The organism is [Actinomadura] parvosata subsp. kistnae, assembly GCF_900323885.1.
In the GTDB taxonomy this organism is placed as follows: Bacteria; Actinomycetota; Actinomycetes; order Streptosporangiales; family Streptosporangiaceae; genus Nonomuraea; species Nonomuraea composti.
In genome coordinates this window covers 17,464-34,884 of sequence record NZ_OOHJ01000001.1, presented here as the reverse complement: position 1 = coordinate 34,884, position 17,421 = coordinate 17,464, and the positions used below count along the sequence as shown (strand labels likewise).

Sequence of the window (17,421 nt, the reverse complement as noted above, 5' to 3'; positions counted from 1 at the left end):
CATGTCACGAACCCTGCGACTGTTGATCACCGGCGGCGGCACCGGTGGTCACACCTATCCGGCTCTGACGACCCTGTCGGCCGTCCAGCGACGTCAGGTGCCGCACGACGTGCTGTGGGTGGGCACGGCCAATGGCCTGGAGGCGCGGATCACGGCCGAGCACGGCATCCCGTTCAAGGCGATCACCACGGGCAAGCTGCGCCGCCGTCCCAATCTCAAGGAGCTGGGCACCAACATCGCCGACGTGTTCCGCATCCCGGTCGGGGTGCTGCAGGCGATCGGGCACGCGGCCCGCTACCTGCCCGACGTGGTGCTGTCGACCGGGGGTTACGTGGCGGTGCCGATCGGCGTGGCCGCCAAGATCATCCGTCGGCCGCTGGTGATGCACGAGCAGACGACCGTCGTGGGGCTGGCCAACCGCATCCTGGCCAGGCTGGCGACCACGATCGCGCTGTCGCACGAGTCGTCCCTGCAGTACCTCCCGGCCTCCGCCCGCGCCAAGGCCGTGGTGACGGGCAACCCGATCAGGCCCGAGCTGCTGCAGGGCAACCGGGCGGCGGCCTACGACCTGTTCGGGCTGACGTTCGAGGTGCCGCTGATCTACGTGACCGGCGGCGCGCAGGGCAGCAAGCAGATCAACACGCTGATCGCCGAGGTGCTGCCCGGCTGCTGCCGCACGCGCAGATCGTGCACCAGTGCGGGCCCGCCTGGATCGACCAGATGCGGGCCGTGACGCTGCCGCCGGAGCTGGCCGACCGCTACCACCCGGTGCCGTACGTGGGCGGGGAGCTGGCCGACCTGTTCGCCGCCGCCGACGTGGTGATCTCGCGCAGCGGCGCCGGCACCGTGTCGGAGCTGACCGCCATCGGCAAGCCGTCGGTGCTGATCCCGCTCATCCCGACCGGCGGCGACGAGCAGCGCAAGAACGCCGGCTACCTCGCCTCGGCGGGCGCCGCGCGGGCGCTGCTGGAGCCGAACCCCACGGCCGAGATGCTGCTGGCCGAGCTGATGCCGCTGCTGGCCGACCCGGGGCTGCGGCAGGCGATGGGGCAGGCGGCGGCCAAGCTGGGCCGCCTCGACGCCGCCGACGCCCTGTGCGACCTGCTGCTGCGCGCCGCCCACTACGCCCCCTGACCTTCGCCGAGCGCCCCTCGATCCCCCATGGTCGCGAAGATGACCATGGGGGGGCGCTCACGGCTCCAGGTGACTCCCAGCCCTCAGGCGGCTCACGGCTCCAAGTGGCGGAAGGCCTCCTGGGCCGAGCTCACGCTGCGCCGCAGCGCCTGCTCCAGGCGGTCGGCGTCGGCGGCCAGGCGCTCCAGCTCCGGTACGGCGAACCCGTCGGCCCCGGTCTCCGCCACCAGCTCCTCGTACTGGTGCAGCCGGCCGCGCAGCTCCTCGATCTGGTGCTGGGCGATGTAGGCCCGTTCAGCGTCGGCGACGTTGGCCGCGTACCGTTCGAGCGCCTCGACCCGCGCCAGCACGGCCTCCTCGCTGCTGTCGAGCGCCCGCGCCAGCGGCCGGGCGACGGCCTCCACCTCGGGGGTGAGCCCCTGCGAGACGGTCTCCCTGTGCTTGGCGCGCAGCCCCGACAGCTTGGCGAGCAGGCGGGCGATCTCCCACTCCTGCGCGGGCAGCATCACCCCGTTCCGTACGTCGTCGAGCAGCCCCTCGGCGTTGACCCTGGAGCCGGTCACGGCGGCGATGGCGCGCTGGGCGCGGGCGAGGATCCTGGCCGAGGACTCGTCGAGGTCCTCGGTGAGCACGTAGCGGCCCTCGTACCAGCGCAGCTGCTCGTAGACCTCGCGCTCGTAGGCGTCCTCGTCGTCCTCGGGGACGTCGTTGCGGACGAACAGCACGATCATCAGCGGGATGCCGAACAGCACCATCATGAGCAGCCCGAGGCCGCGGACCGGCGCGCCGAAGCCCATCAGCAGGCCCATGAAGGCCACTCCGCCGAACGCCGCGATCATGCGGTGGTGGGCGCTGGCGACGGATCGTCGCGGCTGAGGTGCCCAGCCCTGGCGCATCTTGAGCAGGACCTGACGGCTGTCCCTGAGCAGCTGGGCGTCGTCGGGTGGTACTTCGGGGTCTACTACCACATCCGCCACGAATCCGGATCCTAAGGGAAGTCAGCTACTTAGGTGGCGAAAAGCCTCGTGCGCTGAGCTGACGCTGTCGCGCAGCGCCTGCTCCAGGCGGTCGGCGTCGTCGGACAGACGGCTCAGCTCCGGCACCGCCGAGCCGTCCGCGCCCGACTCGGCGAGCAGCTCCTCGTAGGCGGGCAGCTTGGCGCTGAGGCGTTCGATCTGGTTGCGCGCGCGGTAGGCGCGCTCGGCGTCGGCCACGTGGCCCGCGTACCGTTCGAGGGCTTCGACGCGGGCCAGCACGGCCCGCTGGCTGCTGTCCAGCGCGTGCGCCAGCGGCTCCGCGACGGCGGCCACCTCCGGGGTGACGCCCTCGGAGACGACCTCCTGGTGCTCGGCGCGCAGCTCCGACAGCTTGGCGAGCAGGCGGGCGATCTCCCACTCCTGCGCGGGCAGCATCACCCCGTTCCGTACGTCGTCGAGCAGCCCCTCGGCGTTCACGCTGGAGTCCACGACCTGCTCGATGGCGGCCTGGGCGCGGCCCATGAGCACCCGGGCGGGCTCGTCCAGCCGCTCCCGCAGCACGTACCGCCCCTCGTGGCGGCGGGCCGCCTCGTACACCTCGCGCTCCAGGGCGTGCCGCCGCTCCACCTCGGCGTCGGGCCTGGGCCGCAGCAGGACGCTCACGATCAGCAGCGCCGCCCCCGTCATGATCACCACGAACGGGGTGTAGCGCTCGGCGACGAACAGCGCCAGCCCGTACACCGACGCGATCAGGGCCGTCGCCGTGGCCGCGCCCCGCACGACGAGCCCCGCCATGGGCAGGCGCCGCCGGTGCTCGGGCACCCAGCCCGCCTGGATGCGCAGGAGCAGCTTGCGATGCTCGCGCAGGAGGGCCGCGGCGTCGTCGGGCACCGCCGGATCGACTATCACCTTCGCGGGACGTCCGGGCACCTTACCGATCCTCTTGTCGCGTTTCTGGCGTGATGTCAGCTCTCCAGGTACCTGAACGCCTCGTGGGCGGACTCGACGCTGCGGCGTAAGGTGCGCTCCAGGACGTCGGCGTCCTCGGCCAGCCGCTCGATCTCGGCCGTACCGAGCCGGTCGGCGCCCGCCTCGGCCAGCAGCTCCTCGTAGCGGGGCAGGCGGGCGCGCAGCTCCTCGATCTGGCCGCGGGCGTGGTAGGCGCGCTCGGCCTCGGCGACGTGACCGGCGTAACGTTCCAGCGCCTCGACGCGGGCGACCACGGCGGCCTCGCTGTTGACCAGGGCCCGCTCCAGCGGCTCGATCACCGCGGCCACCTCGGGCGCGATGCCCCTGGCCAGCAGCTCCCTGTGCTCCAGGCGCAGCGCCGACAGCTTGGCCAGCAGGCGGGCGATCTCCCACTCCTGCGCGGGCAGCATCACGGCGTTGCGGGCGTCGTCGAGCAGGCCCTCGGCGTTGACGTGGGAGCGCAGCACCGACCCGATCGCGCGCTGCGCCCTGGCCAGGACGAGCCGGGCGTCGTGGTCGAAGTCCTCGGGCAGGAGGTAGCGGCCGTCGTACCAGCGGGCCTGCTCGTACACGCCGCGCTCGTGCGGGCGCTCCTCCTCGGGGGTCTCGCTCATGGACGCGATCTTCACCAGGACGATGAAGACGTACGAGCCGAGCAGGACGAACCCGGCCGCCGGAGCGGGCGAGGCCAGCAGCACCGCCATCAGCGCGATCACCACGGGGGTGGTGGCCAGCAGCAGCGCGCTGGAGGGGCTGCGGCGGCGCGCCGGGGACAGGGACGCGGGCGGCACCCACCCGGCTCTCACCCTGGACAGTAAGGGGGCATTCGCGCGTAACAGACCGGCCACCTCGCGTGGCACTTGCGGATCTACTACCACACCCACGTTCTGTCCTGGCACCCTGGCGCCCCCAACGCTCGTGATGTGTGGATATTACGTAACATTCCGCCTGGGTGTCAGCCTCCGAAAGGTCAGGACAGGGAACCACCAGTTGCGCTCCCCCATCACCTCCATGGCGGCCGGCACCAGAACCAGCCGCACCACAGTGGCGTCCACCAGCACCGCGACCGCCAGCCCGACCCCCATGACCCGCAACGCGCGCTCGTCGAACGCGCCGAACGCGGCGAACACGCAGAACATGATCGTGGCCGCGGCGGTGATGACCCGCGCCGTCCTCGCCAGCCCCGCGGCGACCGCCCGCGAGTTGTCGCGATCCTTCAGGTACTCCTCCCTGACGCGGGACAGCAGGAACACCTCGTAGTCCATCGACAGCCCGAACGTGATCGTGAACAGCATCATCGGCACCCACGCGTCGATCGGGCCCCCGCTGCCGCCGCCCAGGACGTCGAGCTGGAAGACGGCCACGACCACGCCGTAGGCGGCGCCGATGGACAGCAGGTTCACCACGATCGCCTTCAGCGGCAGCACCACGCTCCTGAAGACGGGCACCAGCAGCGCGAACGCGGCCAGCAGCACCACCCCCACCACCCAGGGGAGCCGGTCGGCCGTGTGCCGGGCGTAGTCGAGTGCGGCGGCGGTGGAGCCGGTGACCAGCACCGGCTCGGGCAGGGTGGCGCGGAGGCGGTGGACGAGGTCGTCCGTGCGCTCGTCCTGGGGGCCGGTACGGGGGATCACGATCGCGGTCCGCTCACCGGCGGCTCGCGCCTGGGCGACGCCCGGGGTGCGGGCCGCCTGCGCGACCGCCCCGCGCAACTCCGCACCGTCTCCGCTCGCGGGAGCCGCCACCAGGATCAGCGGCCCCGCGATCCCCGGCCCGAACCCCTGGGCGAGCAGGTCGTGGGCGCGGCGGGTGGTGTCGGTGACCGGCCGGTTGCCCGCGTCGGACCAGCCGACCCGCAGCTGCGTCGCGGGCAGGGCCAGCGCCACCAGCGCGACCAGCGCCGCCGCCCCCGCCGTCCAGGGCCTGCGCTGCACGACCCGGCTCCACCGGTACGACAGCGGCACCCCCTCGGCCCGCCTCGGCACCGCGAACCGGTCGATCCTCCTGCCGATCATCCCCAGCAGCGCCGGCAGCAGCGTGAGGGCGGTCAGCATCACCGCCAGCACCCCGCACCCGGCCGCCAGCGCCACCCCGCCGCCCAGCGACGGGCCGAGCAGGAGGATCCCGGAGCCGGTGGCGATCACGATCAGCCCGGCGAACAGCACGGACCGCCCGGCGGTGCGCATCGCCTCGGCGACCGCGTCCGCCACGCTCTCCGACGTCTCCAGCGCGGTACGGAACCGGGTGACGATCAGCAGGGCGTAGTCGACGCCCACGCCCAACCCCAGCATGATCGTCAGGTACCTCCCGAACCCGGGGCCGCTGACGACATGCCCGAGCAGCGACAACGACGCCACCCCGCACGTCACGCCGACCACCCCGACGATCAGCGGCACCACCGCCGCGACCAACGACCGGAACGCCACCAGCAGCACCACCGCGGCGGCCACCAGCCCGACCAGCTCCGTGACCCCGCCGGGGGTGAAGTCGGCGAAGTCGTCGCCCGCCAGCTCGACCGTCACGCCTTGGGGCGGGCGGAACTCGTCCCGGAGCGCCCTGAGCCGCGTCGCCGCCTCCTGGTCGCGGTGGTCGACGGGGATGGAGGCGATCGTGCCGTCCGGGGAGACGCGCCGGGCGCCGAGGTCCACGTGGACGCCGGGGACGGCGTTCATCCTGGCGATCAGCCCGGCGGCGGGATCCCGCGCGGGATCGCCGGTGAGTGCGCGGGCGAGGCCGGGCGGGGCCGACACGACCAGCGCGCCCGTCGATTCCGGGGTGGTGCCGCCCAGGAGCTCGGCGGCCCGCCGGCTCTCCGAGCCCGGCAACGAGAAGTCGTCGTCGGTGGGGCCCGGCCAGGTGGCGGCGGCCGCGACGAGCGCGGCGGTCAGCGCCAGCCAGAGGGCCACGACGAGCTTGCGGTGGCGGATGCAGAAGCGGATCATGCGGCAACGCTAGGGACGCGGGACACGCACGGTCGTCGTCCCGGCGCGGGCACGTGGCTACACCGATCGCGGTAGCGCCCACAACTCGGGAGCCCCTGATCTCGGTGGAGGCCCCATGATGGCGTCATGCGCGAGCAGGAAGACCCGGGCCGCTCAGAAGCGCCCGCCACCGACGAGCGTCCGCCCGTGGCCACGGGCACCGCCTCCTCCAGCGAGAGCGACGCGGGCGGGATGCGGATGTTCGCGCGCGCCTCCGGACATGGCCGGACCTACCAGGCGGGGCGCGACCTGATCCAGTACCGGACCGTGCTCCCGGAGGCGGCGTTGCGGCCGGTCGCCGAGGTGGCCGCCCCGCCGTCGCTGGTGAAGGTGCCGGGGAACAGGCAGGTGTTCGTCGGGCGCGGGCCCGAGCTGGCCGAGCTGGAGCAGGCACTGGGCACGGCCGGGCCGGTGGTCGTGGCCGCCGTGCACGGGCTGGGCGGGGTCGGCAAGTCCACGCTCGCCGCCCGCTACGCGTGGGCGCAGACCGGACGGCGGAACCCGGTGTGGTGGATCACCGCCGACAGCCCCGAGTCGGTGCGGGCCGGGCTGGCGGAGCTGGCCGTCGCCCTGCAACCCGAGCTGGCCTCCGCGCTGCCCCCGGAGAGCCTGGCCGAGCGGGCGCTGGGCTGGCTGGCCTCCCACGACGGCTGGCTGCTGGTGCTGGACGACGTCACGGACGTCGAGGACGCGACGCTGGTGCTGGAACGCGCGCCGTCCGGCCGGGTGCTGCTGACCAGCCGGCTCGGCGAGGGATGGCACCGGCTGGACGCCCGCGTGCTTCCCCTGGACGTGCTCAGCGAGCGGGACGCCATCGAACTGGTCGCCCGCATCATGGGCCACCGGCCCGCGGCTTCGGGACGGCCTGACCTCGACGGGCTGCGGGAGCTGGTGGCCGAGCTGGGATGCCTGCCGCTGGCCGTCGAGCAGGCGGCGGCGTACATGAGGCAGGCCAGGCTCACCCCGCGCGCCTACCTGGAGGCGTTACGGGAGCGCCCGGCCGTGCTGTACGACCAGGCCGCCCGCGGCTCCGGCGCCGAGCGCAGCGTCGCCCGCATCTGGCGGCTCACCCTCGACCGGCTGGCCGGCGTCCCCATGGCCGGCCGGGTGCTGCGTGTCCTGGCCTGGTACGGCGCCGAGCCGATCCCGCGTACCCTGCTGGAGCGCCTGGACGCTCCGGACGTCCGGCATGCGCTGGGCGAGCTGGCCGCGTACAACATGATCGCTTTGGACGGCGCGGCGATCACCGTGCACCGGCTCGTGCAAGCGGTCGCCCGCACGCCCGGCCAGGACGACCCGCACCGCCGGCCCGCCGACATCGAGCAGGCCCGCGAACGGGCCACCGGCCTCCTCGTGGAGGCCCTTCCCGAGCCGCGCGCACTCGGCGCCTCGCCGGCCTGGCGGGCGCTGCTGCCGCACATCACCGCCCTGACCGAGCGCACCTCCCCCGAGACCGACACCGTGGCGACCGCCCGGCTGCTCAACCGCACCGGCGTCCTGCTGCTCGACGAGGGCGCCCCGCAACGCGCGCTCGGCTGCTTCGAACGGGCGTACGCGGCGTACCGGGCGAGGCTGGGCGCCGACCACCAGGACACGCTGCAGGCCCGCGCCAACGTGGCCGGCGCCTACCTGAAGATGGGGCGGCTGGACCAGGCCATCCCCCTGCTCGAAGCGACGCTCGCCGATCAGGAGCGGGCCCTGGTGTTCGGGCCGGACAATCCGGGCGCGCTGAACACGCGCAACATGCTCGCCATGGCCCACCAGGACGCCGGGAACCTGGCCAAGGCGATCCCCCTGCTGGAGGAGACCCTCTCCGGCCGCGAGCGGGTGCTCGGCCGCGACGATCCCGCGACGCTGATCTCCCGCCTCAACCTGGCCGCCGCCCATCGCGAAGCCGGAGACCTGGGGACGGCCATCCCGCTCCTCGAATCCACCCTCGCCGACTGCGAGCGCGTGCTGCGTCCCGCTCACCCGGACACGCTGGCCGTCCGTCACGTCCTGGCGACCGCGTACCAGGACGCCGGGCTCCCGCGCCGGGCCATCGAGATGTACGAGGACACGATCGCCATCCAGAAGGTGGTGCTGGGCGATGACCATCCGGCTGTGCTCATCTCGCGTGACAACCTCGCCGGCGCCTACCTGAAGGCCGGGCAGCCGGACCGGGCCGTGTCCCTGTTCGAGGCGGTCGTCGCCGACTTCGAGCGGGTGCTGGATCCCGACCACCCCGACCTGTTCATCGCCCGCGGCAACCTCGCCGACGCCTACCTGAGGACCGGCAGGCCGCAGGAGGCTCTGCCCTTGCTCGAAGCGACGCTCGCCGACCGCATGCGCGTGCTGAGCCCCGACCATACCGACCTCCTGGCATCGTTCAACAATCTCGGCCGCGCCTACGCCGCCGTCGGTGATCTGGACCGGGCGATTCCCCTGCTCGAAAGGGCCCTGGGCGGGTGCGAGCGGGTGCTGGGGGCGGATCATCCGCGCACGCGGGAGGTACGGGACACGCTGGCGTCCCTCAGGAGAGCGGCCGCGGAGCGGTCGTGATCACTCGTGGCTGTGATCACTCGCGGCTGTGATCACTCGCGGCTGTGATCGCTCATGGCTGTGATCACCCGTGGTCGCGATCACCCTTTGACCATGATCGCCCGCGGCCGGGATCGCCCGCGACCGTGATCAGCCGTGACCTGGATCGCCCGTGACCGTGATCAGCCGTGACCTGCGTCGCCCCGCCCCCTTGACTGTGATCACCCTTCACCGTGCTCTCCCGGGCGGACCAGGCCGCTCTCGTAAGCGATGACGACGAGCTGGGCGCGGTCGTGCGCCGACAGCTTGGCCATCATCCGGTTCACGTGCGTCTTGACCGTGAGCGGGCTCATGAACAGCTCCTCCGCGATCCGCGCGTTCGTCAGCCCCTTGGCGACCCTGGCCAGCACCTCACGCTCACGCCCCGTCAGGCCGCTCAGCCGCCCCTCGTCCAAAACGGCGGGACGCGCGGTGAACTCCTCGATGAGCCGCCGCGTCACCTGCGGCGACAGCAGCGCGTCACCCCGGGCGGCGACGCGGACGGCGTGCCGGATCTCGGCCGGTTCCGCGTCCTTGACGAGGAAACCGGAGGCGCCGGAGCGCAGCGCCTCGTACACGTACTCGTCCAGGTCGAACGTGGTGACCACCACGACCCGCACGCCGGTGCCGGCCAGGCCGCGGGTGGCTTGGAGCCCGTCGAGCTCCGGCATGCGGATGTCCATCAGCACGACGTCGGGGCGCAGCTCGCGCGCCAGCCGCACCGCCTGCGCTCCGTCGGCGGCCTCGCCGATGACGGTGAGGTCGTCCTCGGTGTCGAGGAGCGCCCGCAGACCGGCCCGGACGAGAGGCTGATCGTCAGCCAGCAGGACCGTGATCACGCGGGCAACCGGGCGGTGACGCGGAAACCGCCTCCGGGCGCCTCCCCGGTGGCGAGCCGGCCCCCCACGGCCGCGACGCGCTCCGCCATGCCGGTGAGCCCATGCCCGTGCGGCGCCCGCCCACCCCGCCCGTCATCGTCCACCCGCACGGTCACCGCTCCCACCTCGTACGTCAGCGTCACGCTCGCCCTGGTGGCGCCGGCATGCCGCATGGTGTTGGTCAGCGCCTCCTGCACGACACGGTAGACGGTCAGGTCGGCAGCGGCCGGCAGGGTGCGGCGCTCACCTTCGACATCCAGGGTCACCGGCAGCGCGGCGTTCTCGATCAGGCGGGGCAACTGCGCGGAGCCGGGCTGCGGAACGAAGTCGTCCTCGACAAGACGGCAATGCCGCACGAATCGGACCTGCCGAACACGACCGCCCTCAGCCCCACCCGTACCGCCCATGCCACCACCCGCGCCACCCAGGCCACCCAGGCCACCGACACCACCCATGCGACCGGTGGCCCCGATGCCACCAGCCCCACCAACGCCGCCCTCATCGCTTAGGTCACGCCGGCCACTTAGGTCACCCTCATCGCCCATGCAACGCGGGCCACCCATGCCACCGGCGCTGCCCGTGCGGCCGGTGCCGCCGGTGCGGCCCATGCCGCCCTCATCGCCCAGGTCACTCACGCCACCGACGTCATCCTCATCGCCTAGGTCACTCACGCCACGGAGGTCACCCTCATCGCCCCGGCCACCACCCACGCCACCCAGGTCGCCCCCGTCGCCCAGGCCACCCACGCTATCCATGCCACTCCTGCCACCCACATCGCCCATGCCACCGGCGCCACCCATGTCACCCGTGCCGCCCGAGCGGCCGGTGCCGCCCATGCCGGTCGCGCCTGTACCAGTGGCGCCGCTCGTGCCGCTCGGGCCGTTCGGGCCGTTCGTGCGCAGGACGCCGAGGATGGCCTTCATCTCCGACAGGGCCTGCCGGCTCGACGAGCGGATCACCCCGAGCGCGGCGGCAGCTTCGGGCGGCCCGCCGGCACGTTCGACGGCCTCGGCGGCGACGGCGGCGTGCAGGGCGATCACGGACACCGTATGCGAGGTGACGTCATGCAGCTCCCTGGCCACCCGCAGCCGTTCCTCCTGTGCCCGCCGCAGCGCCTCCTCCTCACGGGTTCGCTCGGCGTCGGCGGCCCGCCGCTCGACCTCGGCCGTGTACGCCCGCCGCGCCCGCGACGCCTCCCCACCCTGCGCGACGGCCAGGACGATCAACGTCCAGAGGATCACGGCGGTCACGACGTCGGCCTCGGCACGCACGACGGCGACCATCCCGGGCACCGCGACGAGGAACGCCGCCCCCACCCATCCCATGACCCTGCGGCGCCCGTCAGCGATGGTGACGAACAGGGCGATCAGGGCAGGCGCCGGCCACAGCGCGAGCGCGTACCCGAGGGTGAAGACGGCGGCGGCCGCTCCCGCACACACCGCCAGCGCCGCTTCGGGCCGCCGTCGCCACCAGGCGAGCCCGAGCACTGTGACGGCCAGCAGCACATGCCCGAGCACGTCGAGCGGCCGGGCGCCCGGCTGGTTGCCGAGCGCCATGGCGGTGGAGGAGTAGACGACCACTGCCATGCCGCACATCAGGGCGATGGTCCGCATGGCCGCACGCTAGTGCACACCCCACCGGACGGGCGATACCGCCAGCGCGGTATCCGGAATACACCTCGCGCCGTACCCCTGATGGCGCCGAGAAGACAGCGCACGCCATGGCCAGCACGGCAGCCGGGGCACGCCCCCGCCGTACCTACTGACGGCACCCACAACGCGGCGCACGCCACGACCGACACGGCAACCGGAGCACACCCGCGCCATACCTACTCATGGCACCCAGAACCCAGCGCACACCACGACCGACACGGCAACCGAGGCACACCTCACGCCGCATCACATGACCAACACGGCAACCGAAGCACATCCCACGCCGCATCACATGACCGGCACGGCTACCGGAGCACGCCTAACGCCGTCGCCCATGACATCCGTCATACAGCCCCGGCTGACGTACGGCACTACACCCGGCGGCACCCGTTCCCGCAGGCTACTGCCATGACGAAAAGCGTGTGGGAGATGCGGGCCGTCACGAAGACCTACGGCCCGGTCACCGCGCTCGCCGACGTCGATCTCGATGTCGGCGAGGGCGAGACGGTGGCGGTGCTCGGCCCGAACGGGGCGGGCAAGAGCACGTTGTTGTCGATCGCGCTCGGCCTGCGCACCCCCGGCTCGGGCACCGCGAGGGTGCTCGGCCGCCCGCCGCTGGAGGCGTTACGGGCGGGCCGGGTCGGGGTGCTGCTGCAGGAGTCCGGGCTGCTGGAGGACGTCCGGGTGGGCGAGCTGGTGGCGGCGGTCGCCGGCATGTACCCGAGGCCGCTGCCGCCGGAGCGGGCGATGCGGGCGGCGGGCGTCGAAGACCTGGCGAGGCGGCGCGTCGGGGCGCTGTCGGGCGGGCAGCGGCAGCGGGTGCGGTTCGCGCTGTGCGTGGTCGGCGACCCCGACGTGCTGGTGCTCGACGAGCCGACGGTCGGCCTCGACGTGGAGGGCCGCCGCGCCCTGTGGCAGGAGGTACGCGCGCGGACGGCGCAGGGCCGCACCGCCGTCTTCGCCACCCATTACCTGGCCGAGGCCGACGACTACGCCGACCGGGTGGTGCTGCTCGCGGGCGGCAGGGTCGTCGCCGACGGCTCCGTGTCCACGGTGAAGTCGCTGGTGGGCGGCAGCGAGGTGCGGTGCACGCTGTACGACGCGGACCTCGACGACCTGGAGATCCTGCCGGGGGTGCTGCAGGTGAGCGTCGAGGGCCGCTCGGTCACGCTGCGCACGAAAGACTCCGACGCGACGCTGCGCGGGTTGTTCGCGATGTTCGACGACGTCAGAGACGTACGGGTGGAGAGCACAGACCTGGAGAGCGCGTTCGTGAGCCTGACGGGAGAGGGGCGGGGCTGATGGGGTCGTACCTGAGACTGGAGCTGGCGCGGGGTTTCCGCAACCCGGTGGGGCTGATCATGACCACGTTCTTCCCGCTGGGGCTCTACCTGCTGTTCACGCTCGTGCTCGACGTGGCGCCGAAGGGGATCGGCGACGTCGGGGCGTACACGATGGTGTCGATGGCCACCTACGGCGCGATGGGCTCCGCGTTGTTCATCGGGGGCGCCATCGCGCTGGAGCGCTCCAAGGGGTGGCTGGCGCAGCTCGCGGTCACGCCGCTGCCCGCGCACGGTTACGTGACGGCCAAGCTGGTCAGCGGCGCGGTCACGGTGCTGCCGAGCATCGTCGTGGTGCTGGCCGGCGGGGCGTTACTGACCGGGGTGCGGCTGCCGCTCGGCACCTGGCCGCTGCTGGTGGTGCTGATCTGGGCGGGCGCGCTGCCGTTCGCGGCGCTCGGCACGGCCTTCGGCTACTCGATCAAGGGGCAGGTGGCGAGCCTGGCCATGATGATCGTCTACTTCGTCCTGACGGTCCTGGGCGGGCTGTGGCTGCCGGTGGAGTCCATGCCTGAGGGCATGCGCGTGGTGGCCGAGTACAGCCCTGCGTACGCGGCGGGCTCGCTGGGCTGGCGGGCGCTCGACGGTCTGGCGCCGTCGGGCTCGTCGCTGGCCGTGCTGGCGGCCTGGACGGTGCTCTTCGCCGCGCTGGCTCTGTGGCGTTACCGTCGGGCAGTATGACGGTCGGAGAGCCATGACGGTGGGAGAGCTGGATGTCGGCAAGGGCCGCACGGCGGCCAGGGTGGGCTCGGCCGCCTGGCTGCTGCTGATCGCCTGGCCGCTCTGGTCGTTCCTGGCCTCCGGGCCGGGGGCGCCGGCGGTGGTGGCGGCACTGGGGCTGGTGGCGGTGTTCGCGGCCTGCTGGCTGCCGATCATGTGGCGCATGCTGAGCCCCCTCCCCAACCCGCCCCTGCCATGGGCACTGGCCGGCCTGACCATGTCGGGGCTGGCGCTGCTGCCGCTGTTCGGGGCGCCGTGGGCGTACACGTCGTTCGTGTTCGCGATCAGCGCGTTCGCCGCGTCACTACGGGTCCGCGCCTTCGCCATGGCGGTGGTCGCGACAGTGGTCGTGGAGGTCCTCGCACTGCTATGGACCGGCGCGCCGATGTCGCAGGTCTGGTGGGTGCCACTGATCATCGTGGTGCAGACCGCGGCCGTGTCGGCGATGAAGAGCATGGGCCTGCTCATCGCCCGCCTCAACGCGGCCCGCCTCGAGGTCGCACGCCTCGCCGTGGAGAACGAACGCCTGCGCTTCGCCAGAGACCTGCACGACACCCTCGGCCACACCCTGACCTCGATCACGATCAGAAGCCAACTCGCCGCCCGCCTCGCCACCACCGACACCGAACGCGCCGCCCACGAAATGACGGAAGTGGAGCAGACCGCCCGACGAGCCCTGGACGAGGTACGCCACGCCATCGCCGGCTACCGAGCACCATCCCTGTCGGAAGAACTCGAAACCGCCACCCGCAACCTCGGCGTGGCCGGCATCGAGGTCACCGTCTCCCCCGCCGACGGCCCCATCCCACCGGCCGCCGAGGCCCAACTCGCCTGGGCGGTAAGAGAAGCCGCCACGAACGTCCTCCGCCACAGCCGCGCCCGCCACTGCCACATCCGCCTGCACGTGAACGACTCTTCGGCAGCAGTGGAAGTCCTAGACGACGGCCACCCCACCCCCCATCTTCAAGGCGACCACCACCCCACCGCCCCGACCCCAGCGGCCACCGACCCACCGAGCATCACCCCACCGACCCCCACTCCGGCGACCACCGACCCGCCGAGCATCGCTCAGCGGATGACCAACCCACCGACCCCCACTCCGGCGAGTATCGCCCGGCCGAGCATCACCCCGTCGACCACCGACCCGGGGGCCTCCCGTGGGGCGACCACCGCTCAGCGGAGGACCGCCCCACCGATCCCCACTTCGGCGGCCACCGACCCGCCGAGCATCACCCGGCCGAGCATCACCCCGCCAACCGCCCACCCGGCGGCCTCCCGTCCGGCGACCACCGCTCAACCGATGACCAACCCACCGACCATCGACCCAGCGCCCTCCCCTCCAGCCACCATCACTCAACCGACGACCACCCCACCGACCGCCAGCTCACCGCGGACCATGGTCCCGATGACCACCTCCCCCATCACCATCCCGCCCATGGCCGTCGGGGGAAGGGCAACGGGCTGACGGGGCTTGCTGAGCGGGTCGGGGCGACGGGTGGGCGGCTGGAGGTGGGCACGCTGCCCGGCGGCGGCTACCGCCTGTACGCGCAGGTTCCTCTGGAGGCGGCATGATCAAGGTGCTCATCGCCGACGACCAGGATCTCGTGAGGGGCGGTCTGGCGGCGTTGCTCGGGCTGGAGGACGACATCGAGGTGGTGGCCGAGGTGGGCCGCGGCGACGAGGTGCCGGCGGCGACGGCGGAGCACGATCCCGACGTCGTCCTGCTCGACATCGAGATGCCCGGTTTGTCGGGCCTGGAGGTGGCCGAGCGGCTGCGCGACCGTCGCGTGATCATCGTGACCACGTTCGGCCGGGCCGGCTACCTGAACAGGGCGCTGGAGGCGGGCGTGGCCGGGTTCGTGGTCAAGGACGCCCCGGCCGCCGAGCTGGCCGCGGCGGTGCGGCGGGTGATGGCCGGGGAGCAGGTCATCGACCCGAAGCTGGCCGTGTCCGCCCTGACCACCGGCCCCAGCCCGCTCACCCAACGGGAGGCCGAGGTACTGCGCATGGCGTCCGGCGAGCCGACCGTGGCAGCGATCGCCCGGCGCCTGTTCCTGACCGAGGGGACGGTACGCAACTACCTGTCGTCGGCCATCGGCAAGACCGGCGCCCGCAACCGCGCGGAGGCCGTCCGGGTGGCGGAGGAACGAGGCTGGCTCTGAACCGGCAGGGACGCAGCCGGCTCTGGGTTACCGCGGCGCTAGCCTGCCAAAGGTGTGGTTATGTCGGCGTTATGGCGGGAGGGCCACACTGGTCGGCATTTGAGGATCTTGGGGGGTACGGTGCGGGTTCTGGTCGCTGAGGATGAGCGCATGCTTGCCGACTCGATCGCCGAAGGGCTGCGGGGGGAGGCGTTGGCGGTGGATGTGGCCTATGACGGTGAGGCGGCGTTGGAGCGGCTCGGGGTGCATGACTACGACGTGCTGATCCTCGATCGGGACCTGCCGGGCACCCATGGTGATGAGGTGTGCCGGGCCGTGGTGGAGCAGGGGTGGCTGGTGCGGGTGCTGATGTTGACGGCGGCGTCCGATGTGCGGGCTCGGGTGGCGGGGTTGTCGCTGGGGGCCGACGATTATCTGCCGAAGCCGTTCGCGTTCGAGGAACTGGTGGCGCGCGTGCACGCGCTGGGGCGGCGGGCGCGCAAGGCGGATCCGCCGATGCTGGAGCGGGCGGGGGTGCGGCTGGACTGGGCGCACCGGCAGGTGTTCCGCGACGGGCGGTACGTGCCGCTGGCCCGCAAGGAGTTCGGCGTGCTGGCCGAGCTGCTGCGGGCGCAGGGCGCGGTGGTGTCGGCGGAGACGCTGCTGGAGAAGGTGTGGGACGAGCACATCGACCCGTTCACGAACACGGTGCGCACGACGATGATGAAGCTGCGTAAGAAGCTCGGCGAGCCCCAGGTCATCGAGACCGTTCCGGGATCGGGGTACCGGATCCCATGAGCGTTCGTATGCGTTTCGCCCTGGTCTGTTCCGGGGTGGTGCTGGTGCTGGGCGGCCTGGCGCTGACGGGGGTTTATCTCGCGGCGCGGCAGAGCCTCGAGTATCGCGCCGGCGTGTTCACGCCTGCCAAGTTCGCGGTCGACAGCTGGCGGGAGTTCTACCGCTATCAGGACATGTACGAGATCGCGCGCAGCCGCGCGATGCAGGTGCACGCCGTCTACCAGCGCGACACACCGGCCACGGTACGTAACGTCGGCGCGGTCGCGCTGCTGGCGGCCACGGCGCTGGCGTTCGGGATCGGGTGGCAGAGCGCGGGGTGGATGTTGCGGCCCCTCAGAAGGGTCACCGAGACGGCGCAGCGGGTGGCGCAGAGCGGCGACCTGACCGAACGCATCGCCTACGACGGCCCCCGGGAGGAGATCAAGGAGCTGGCCGACACCTACGACATCATGCTGGGGCGGCTGGCGCGCGCGTTCGACGGGCAGCGCAAGTTCGTCGCCAACGCCTCCCACGAGCTGCGCACCCCGCTGACGATCAACCGCACGCTGGTGGACGTGGCCGTGCGGCGGCCCGACGCGACCGACGACGTCAAACGGCTCGGCGAGTCGCTGCTGCTCGTCAACGCGCGGCACGAACGGCTCATCGACGGCCTGCTCGCGCTGGCGGAAGGCGAGCAGGCGGTGCTCGACCGGCGGCCCTTCGACCTGTCGGACGTGGCCGAGCACGTGCTCGACCAGGCGGCGGCCGAGGCGGCGGAGCGCGAGGTGACGATCCACCGGCTGCTGGACTCCGCGCCCACGGCGGGCGAGGCGGTGCTGGTGGAGCGGCTGGTCCAGAACCTGGTCGAGAACGCCGTCCGCCACAACCAGCCCAAGGGCGAGGTGTGGGTGACGACGCGCGGGCGGGCCGACCGGGTGGAGCTGGTCGTGGCCAACACCGGCCTGCCGGTGCCACCGTACGAGATCGAGACGATCTTCGAGCCGTTCCGGCGGCTGCACGGCGACCGGTTGCGGTCGGACCGGGGCAGCGGGCTCGGCCTGTCGATCGTCCGCGTGATCGCGGAGGCCCACGGCGGCACGGTCCTGGCTCGGCCGCGCGACGAGGGGGGCTTGACGATCACGGTGGAGCTGCCCGCCGCCGACGAGCCCGGGTCCTGAGGCGACCGAGAGGTGGGGGCCCCAGTGGAGCTGCCCGCCGCCGACGGGGCCGCGGCCTGAGATGGTCGGGAGACGGGGCGTCCTGGCGGGCCTGTCTGCTGCCGACGGGTTTGGG

At 72.7% G+C, this 17,421-nt stretch carries 15 protein-coding genes; 9 read left to right on the top strand and 6 right to left on the bottom strand.

Going from position 1 to position 17,421, the window contains the following annotated elements:
- The first annotated feature begins 1 nt into the window (after position 1).
- Complete coding sequence (locus KIS93_RS68220) at positions 2 to 733, top strand: UDP-N-acetylglucosamine--N-acetylmuramyl-(pentapeptide) pyrophosphoryl-undecaprenol N-acetylglucosamine transferase (protein ID WP_335673870.1); 732 nt, start codon at positions 2 to 4, stop codon at positions 731 to 733.
- Complete coding sequence (locus KIS93_RS68215) at positions 721 to 1,134, top strand: UDP-N-acetylglucosamine--N-acetylmuramyl-(pentapeptide) pyrophosphoryl-undecaprenol N-acetylglucosamine transferase (RefSeq protein ID WP_335673869.1); 414 nt, start codon at positions 721 to 723, stop codon at positions 1,132 to 1,134. The genes KIS93_RS68220 and KIS93_RS68215 overlap by 13 nt, the downstream gene beginning before the upstream one ends.
- A gap of 92 nt (positions 1,135 to 1,226) precedes the next feature.
- Here KIS93_RS68215 and KIS93_RS00140 read toward each other — a convergent pair whose 3' ends face one another.
- The 4 genes from KIS93_RS00140 to KIS93_RS00125 form a co-directional block, all read right to left on the bottom strand.
- On the bottom strand, positions 1,227 to 2,111 hold the full coding sequence (locus tag KIS93_RS00140; protein WP_230466323.1) for a hypothetical protein: 885 nt from the start codon (positions 2,109 to 2,111) through the stop codon (positions 1,227 to 1,229).
- A gap of 21 nt (positions 2,112 to 2,132) precedes the next feature.
- Positions 2,133 to 3,041, bottom strand: a complete 909-nt coding sequence (locus KIS93_RS00135) for a hypothetical protein (RefSeq protein ID WP_230466324.1) — start codon at positions 3,039 to 3,041, stop codon at positions 2,133 to 2,135.
- 35 nt (positions 3,042 to 3,076) lie between these two features.
- Positions 3,077 to 3,886, bottom strand: a complete 810-nt coding sequence (locus tag KIS93_RS00130; RefSeq protein WP_230466325.1) for a coiled-coil domain-containing protein — start codon at positions 3,884 to 3,886, stop codon at positions 3,077 to 3,079.
- Between the two features lie 126 nt (positions 3,887 to 4,012).
- Entirely contained in the window at positions 4,013 to 6,022 is a 2,010-nt protein-coding gene (locus KIS93_RS00125; RefSeq protein WP_080040348.1) for an MMPL family transporter, read from the bottom strand.
- 126 nt (positions 6,023 to 6,148) lie between these two features.
- On the opposite strand from KIS93_RS00125, the gene KIS93_RS00120 reads away from it, so the two are divergent.
- A complete protein-coding gene (locus KIS93_RS00120) occupies positions 6,149 to 8,602 on the top strand; it encodes a tetratricopeptide repeat protein (RefSeq protein WP_080040349.1) in 2,454 nt (817 codons plus the stop codon).
- Between the two features lie 200 nt (positions 8,603 to 8,802).
- On the opposite strand, the gene KIS93_RS00115 is transcribed toward KIS93_RS00120, so the two are convergent.
- Together KIS93_RS00115 and KIS93_RS00110 are read right to left on the bottom strand one after the other, a co-directional pair.
- Positions 8,803 to 9,459: a response regulator gene (locus KIS93_RS00115; RefSeq protein ID WP_080040350.1), complete on the bottom strand. Its 657-nt coding sequence runs from the start codon at positions 9,457 to 9,459 to the stop codon at positions 8,803 to 8,805.
- Entirely contained in the window at positions 9,456 to 11,111 is a 1,656-nt protein-coding gene (locus KIS93_RS00110) for an ATP-binding protein (RefSeq protein ID WP_080040351.1), read from the bottom strand. The genes KIS93_RS00115 and KIS93_RS00110 overlap by 4 nt, the downstream gene beginning before the upstream one ends.
- Positions 11,112 to 11,558: 447 nt before the next feature.
- Between KIS93_RS00110 and KIS93_RS00105 the strand changes: the two genes are divergently transcribed.
- The 6 genes from KIS93_RS00105 to KIS93_RS00080 all read left to right on the top strand — a co-directional run bounded on the left by KIS93_RS00105 (position 11,559) and on the right by KIS93_RS00080 (position 17,306).
- Positions 11,559 to 12,452 carry an ABC transporter ATP-binding protein gene (locus KIS93_RS00105; protein WP_080040352.1) on the top strand — a complete coding sequence of 298 codons (894 nt, stop codon included), beginning with the start codon at positions 11,559 to 11,561 and terminating at the stop codon, positions 12,450 to 12,452.
- A complete protein-coding gene (locus tag KIS93_RS00100) occupies positions 12,452 to 13,171 on the top strand; it encodes an ABC transporter permease (protein WP_080040353.1) in 720 nt (239 codons plus the stop codon). Before KIS93_RS00105 ends, KIS93_RS00100 begins: the two co-directional genes overlap by 1 nt.
- A 13-nt stretch (positions 13,172 to 13,184) precedes the next feature.
- The gene (locus tag KIS93_RS00095; RefSeq protein WP_186403489.1) at positions 13,185 to 14,675 is read left to right on the top strand and encodes a sensor histidine kinase; all 1,491 of its coding nucleotides are present in this window, start codon (positions 13,185 to 13,187) and stop codon (positions 14,673 to 14,675) included.
- Positions 14,676 to 14,778: 103 nt separating this feature from the next.
- Positions 14,779 to 15,372, top strand: a complete 594-nt coding sequence (locus KIS93_RS00090) for a response regulator transcription factor (protein ID WP_080040355.1) — start codon at positions 14,779 to 14,781, stop codon at positions 15,370 to 15,372.
- A 120-nt stretch (positions 15,373 to 15,492) separates the two neighbouring features.
- The gene (locus KIS93_RS00085; RefSeq protein ID WP_080040356.1) at positions 15,493 to 16,149 is read left to right on the top strand and encodes a response regulator transcription factor; all 657 of its coding nucleotides are present in this window, start codon (positions 15,493 to 15,495) and stop codon (positions 16,147 to 16,149) included.
- An 8-nt stretch (positions 16,150 to 16,157) separates the two neighbouring features.
- A complete protein-coding gene (locus KIS93_RS00080; RefSeq protein WP_222107146.1) occupies positions 16,158 to 17,306 on the top strand; it encodes a sensor histidine kinase in 1,149 nt (382 codons plus the stop codon).
- The last annotated feature ends 115 nt before the right edge of the window (positions 17,307 to 17,421 follow it).

Excerpts from the sequence above, each read along its gene's own strand:
- KIS93_RS68220 (WP_335673870.1), top strand. The coding sequence starts at position 2 with ATGTCACGAACCCTGCGACTGTTGATCACCGGCGGCGGCACCGGTGGT.
- KIS93_RS68215 (WP_335673869.1), top strand. The coding sequence starts at position 721 with ATGCGGGCCGTGACGCTGCCGCCGGAGCTGGCCGACCGCTACCACCCG.
- KIS93_RS00125 (WP_080040348.1), bottom strand. The coding sequence starts at position 6,022 with ATGATCCGCTTCTGCATCCGCCACCGCAAGCTCGTCGTGGCCCTCTGG.
- KIS93_RS00120 (WP_080040349.1), top strand. The coding sequence starts at position 6,149 with ATGCGCGAGCAGGAAGACCCGGGCCGCTCAGAAGCGCCCGCCACCGAC.
- KIS93_RS00110 (WP_080040351.1), bottom strand. The coding sequence starts at position 11,111 with ATGCGGACCATCGCCCTGATGTGCGGCATGGCAGTGGTCGTCTACTCC.
- KIS93_RS00105 (WP_080040352.1), top strand. The coding sequence starts at position 11,559 with ATGACGAAAAGCGTGTGGGAGATGCGGGCCGTCACGAAGACCTACGGC.
- KIS93_RS00100 (WP_080040353.1), top strand. The coding sequence starts at position 12,452 with ATGGGGTCGTACCTGAGACTGGAGCTGGCGCGGGGTTTCCGCAACCCG.
- KIS93_RS00095 (WP_186403489.1), top strand. The coding sequence starts at position 13,185 with ATGACGGTGGGAGAGCTGGATGTCGGCAAGGGCCGCACGGCGGCCAGG.
- KIS93_RS00090 (WP_080040355.1), top strand. The coding sequence starts at position 14,779 with ATGATCAAGGTGCTCATCGCCGACGACCAGGATCTCGTGAGGGGCGGT.
- KIS93_RS00080 (WP_222107146.1), top strand. The coding sequence starts at position 16,158 with ATGCGTTTCGCCCTGGTCTGTTCCGGGGTGGTGCTGGTGCTGGGCGGC.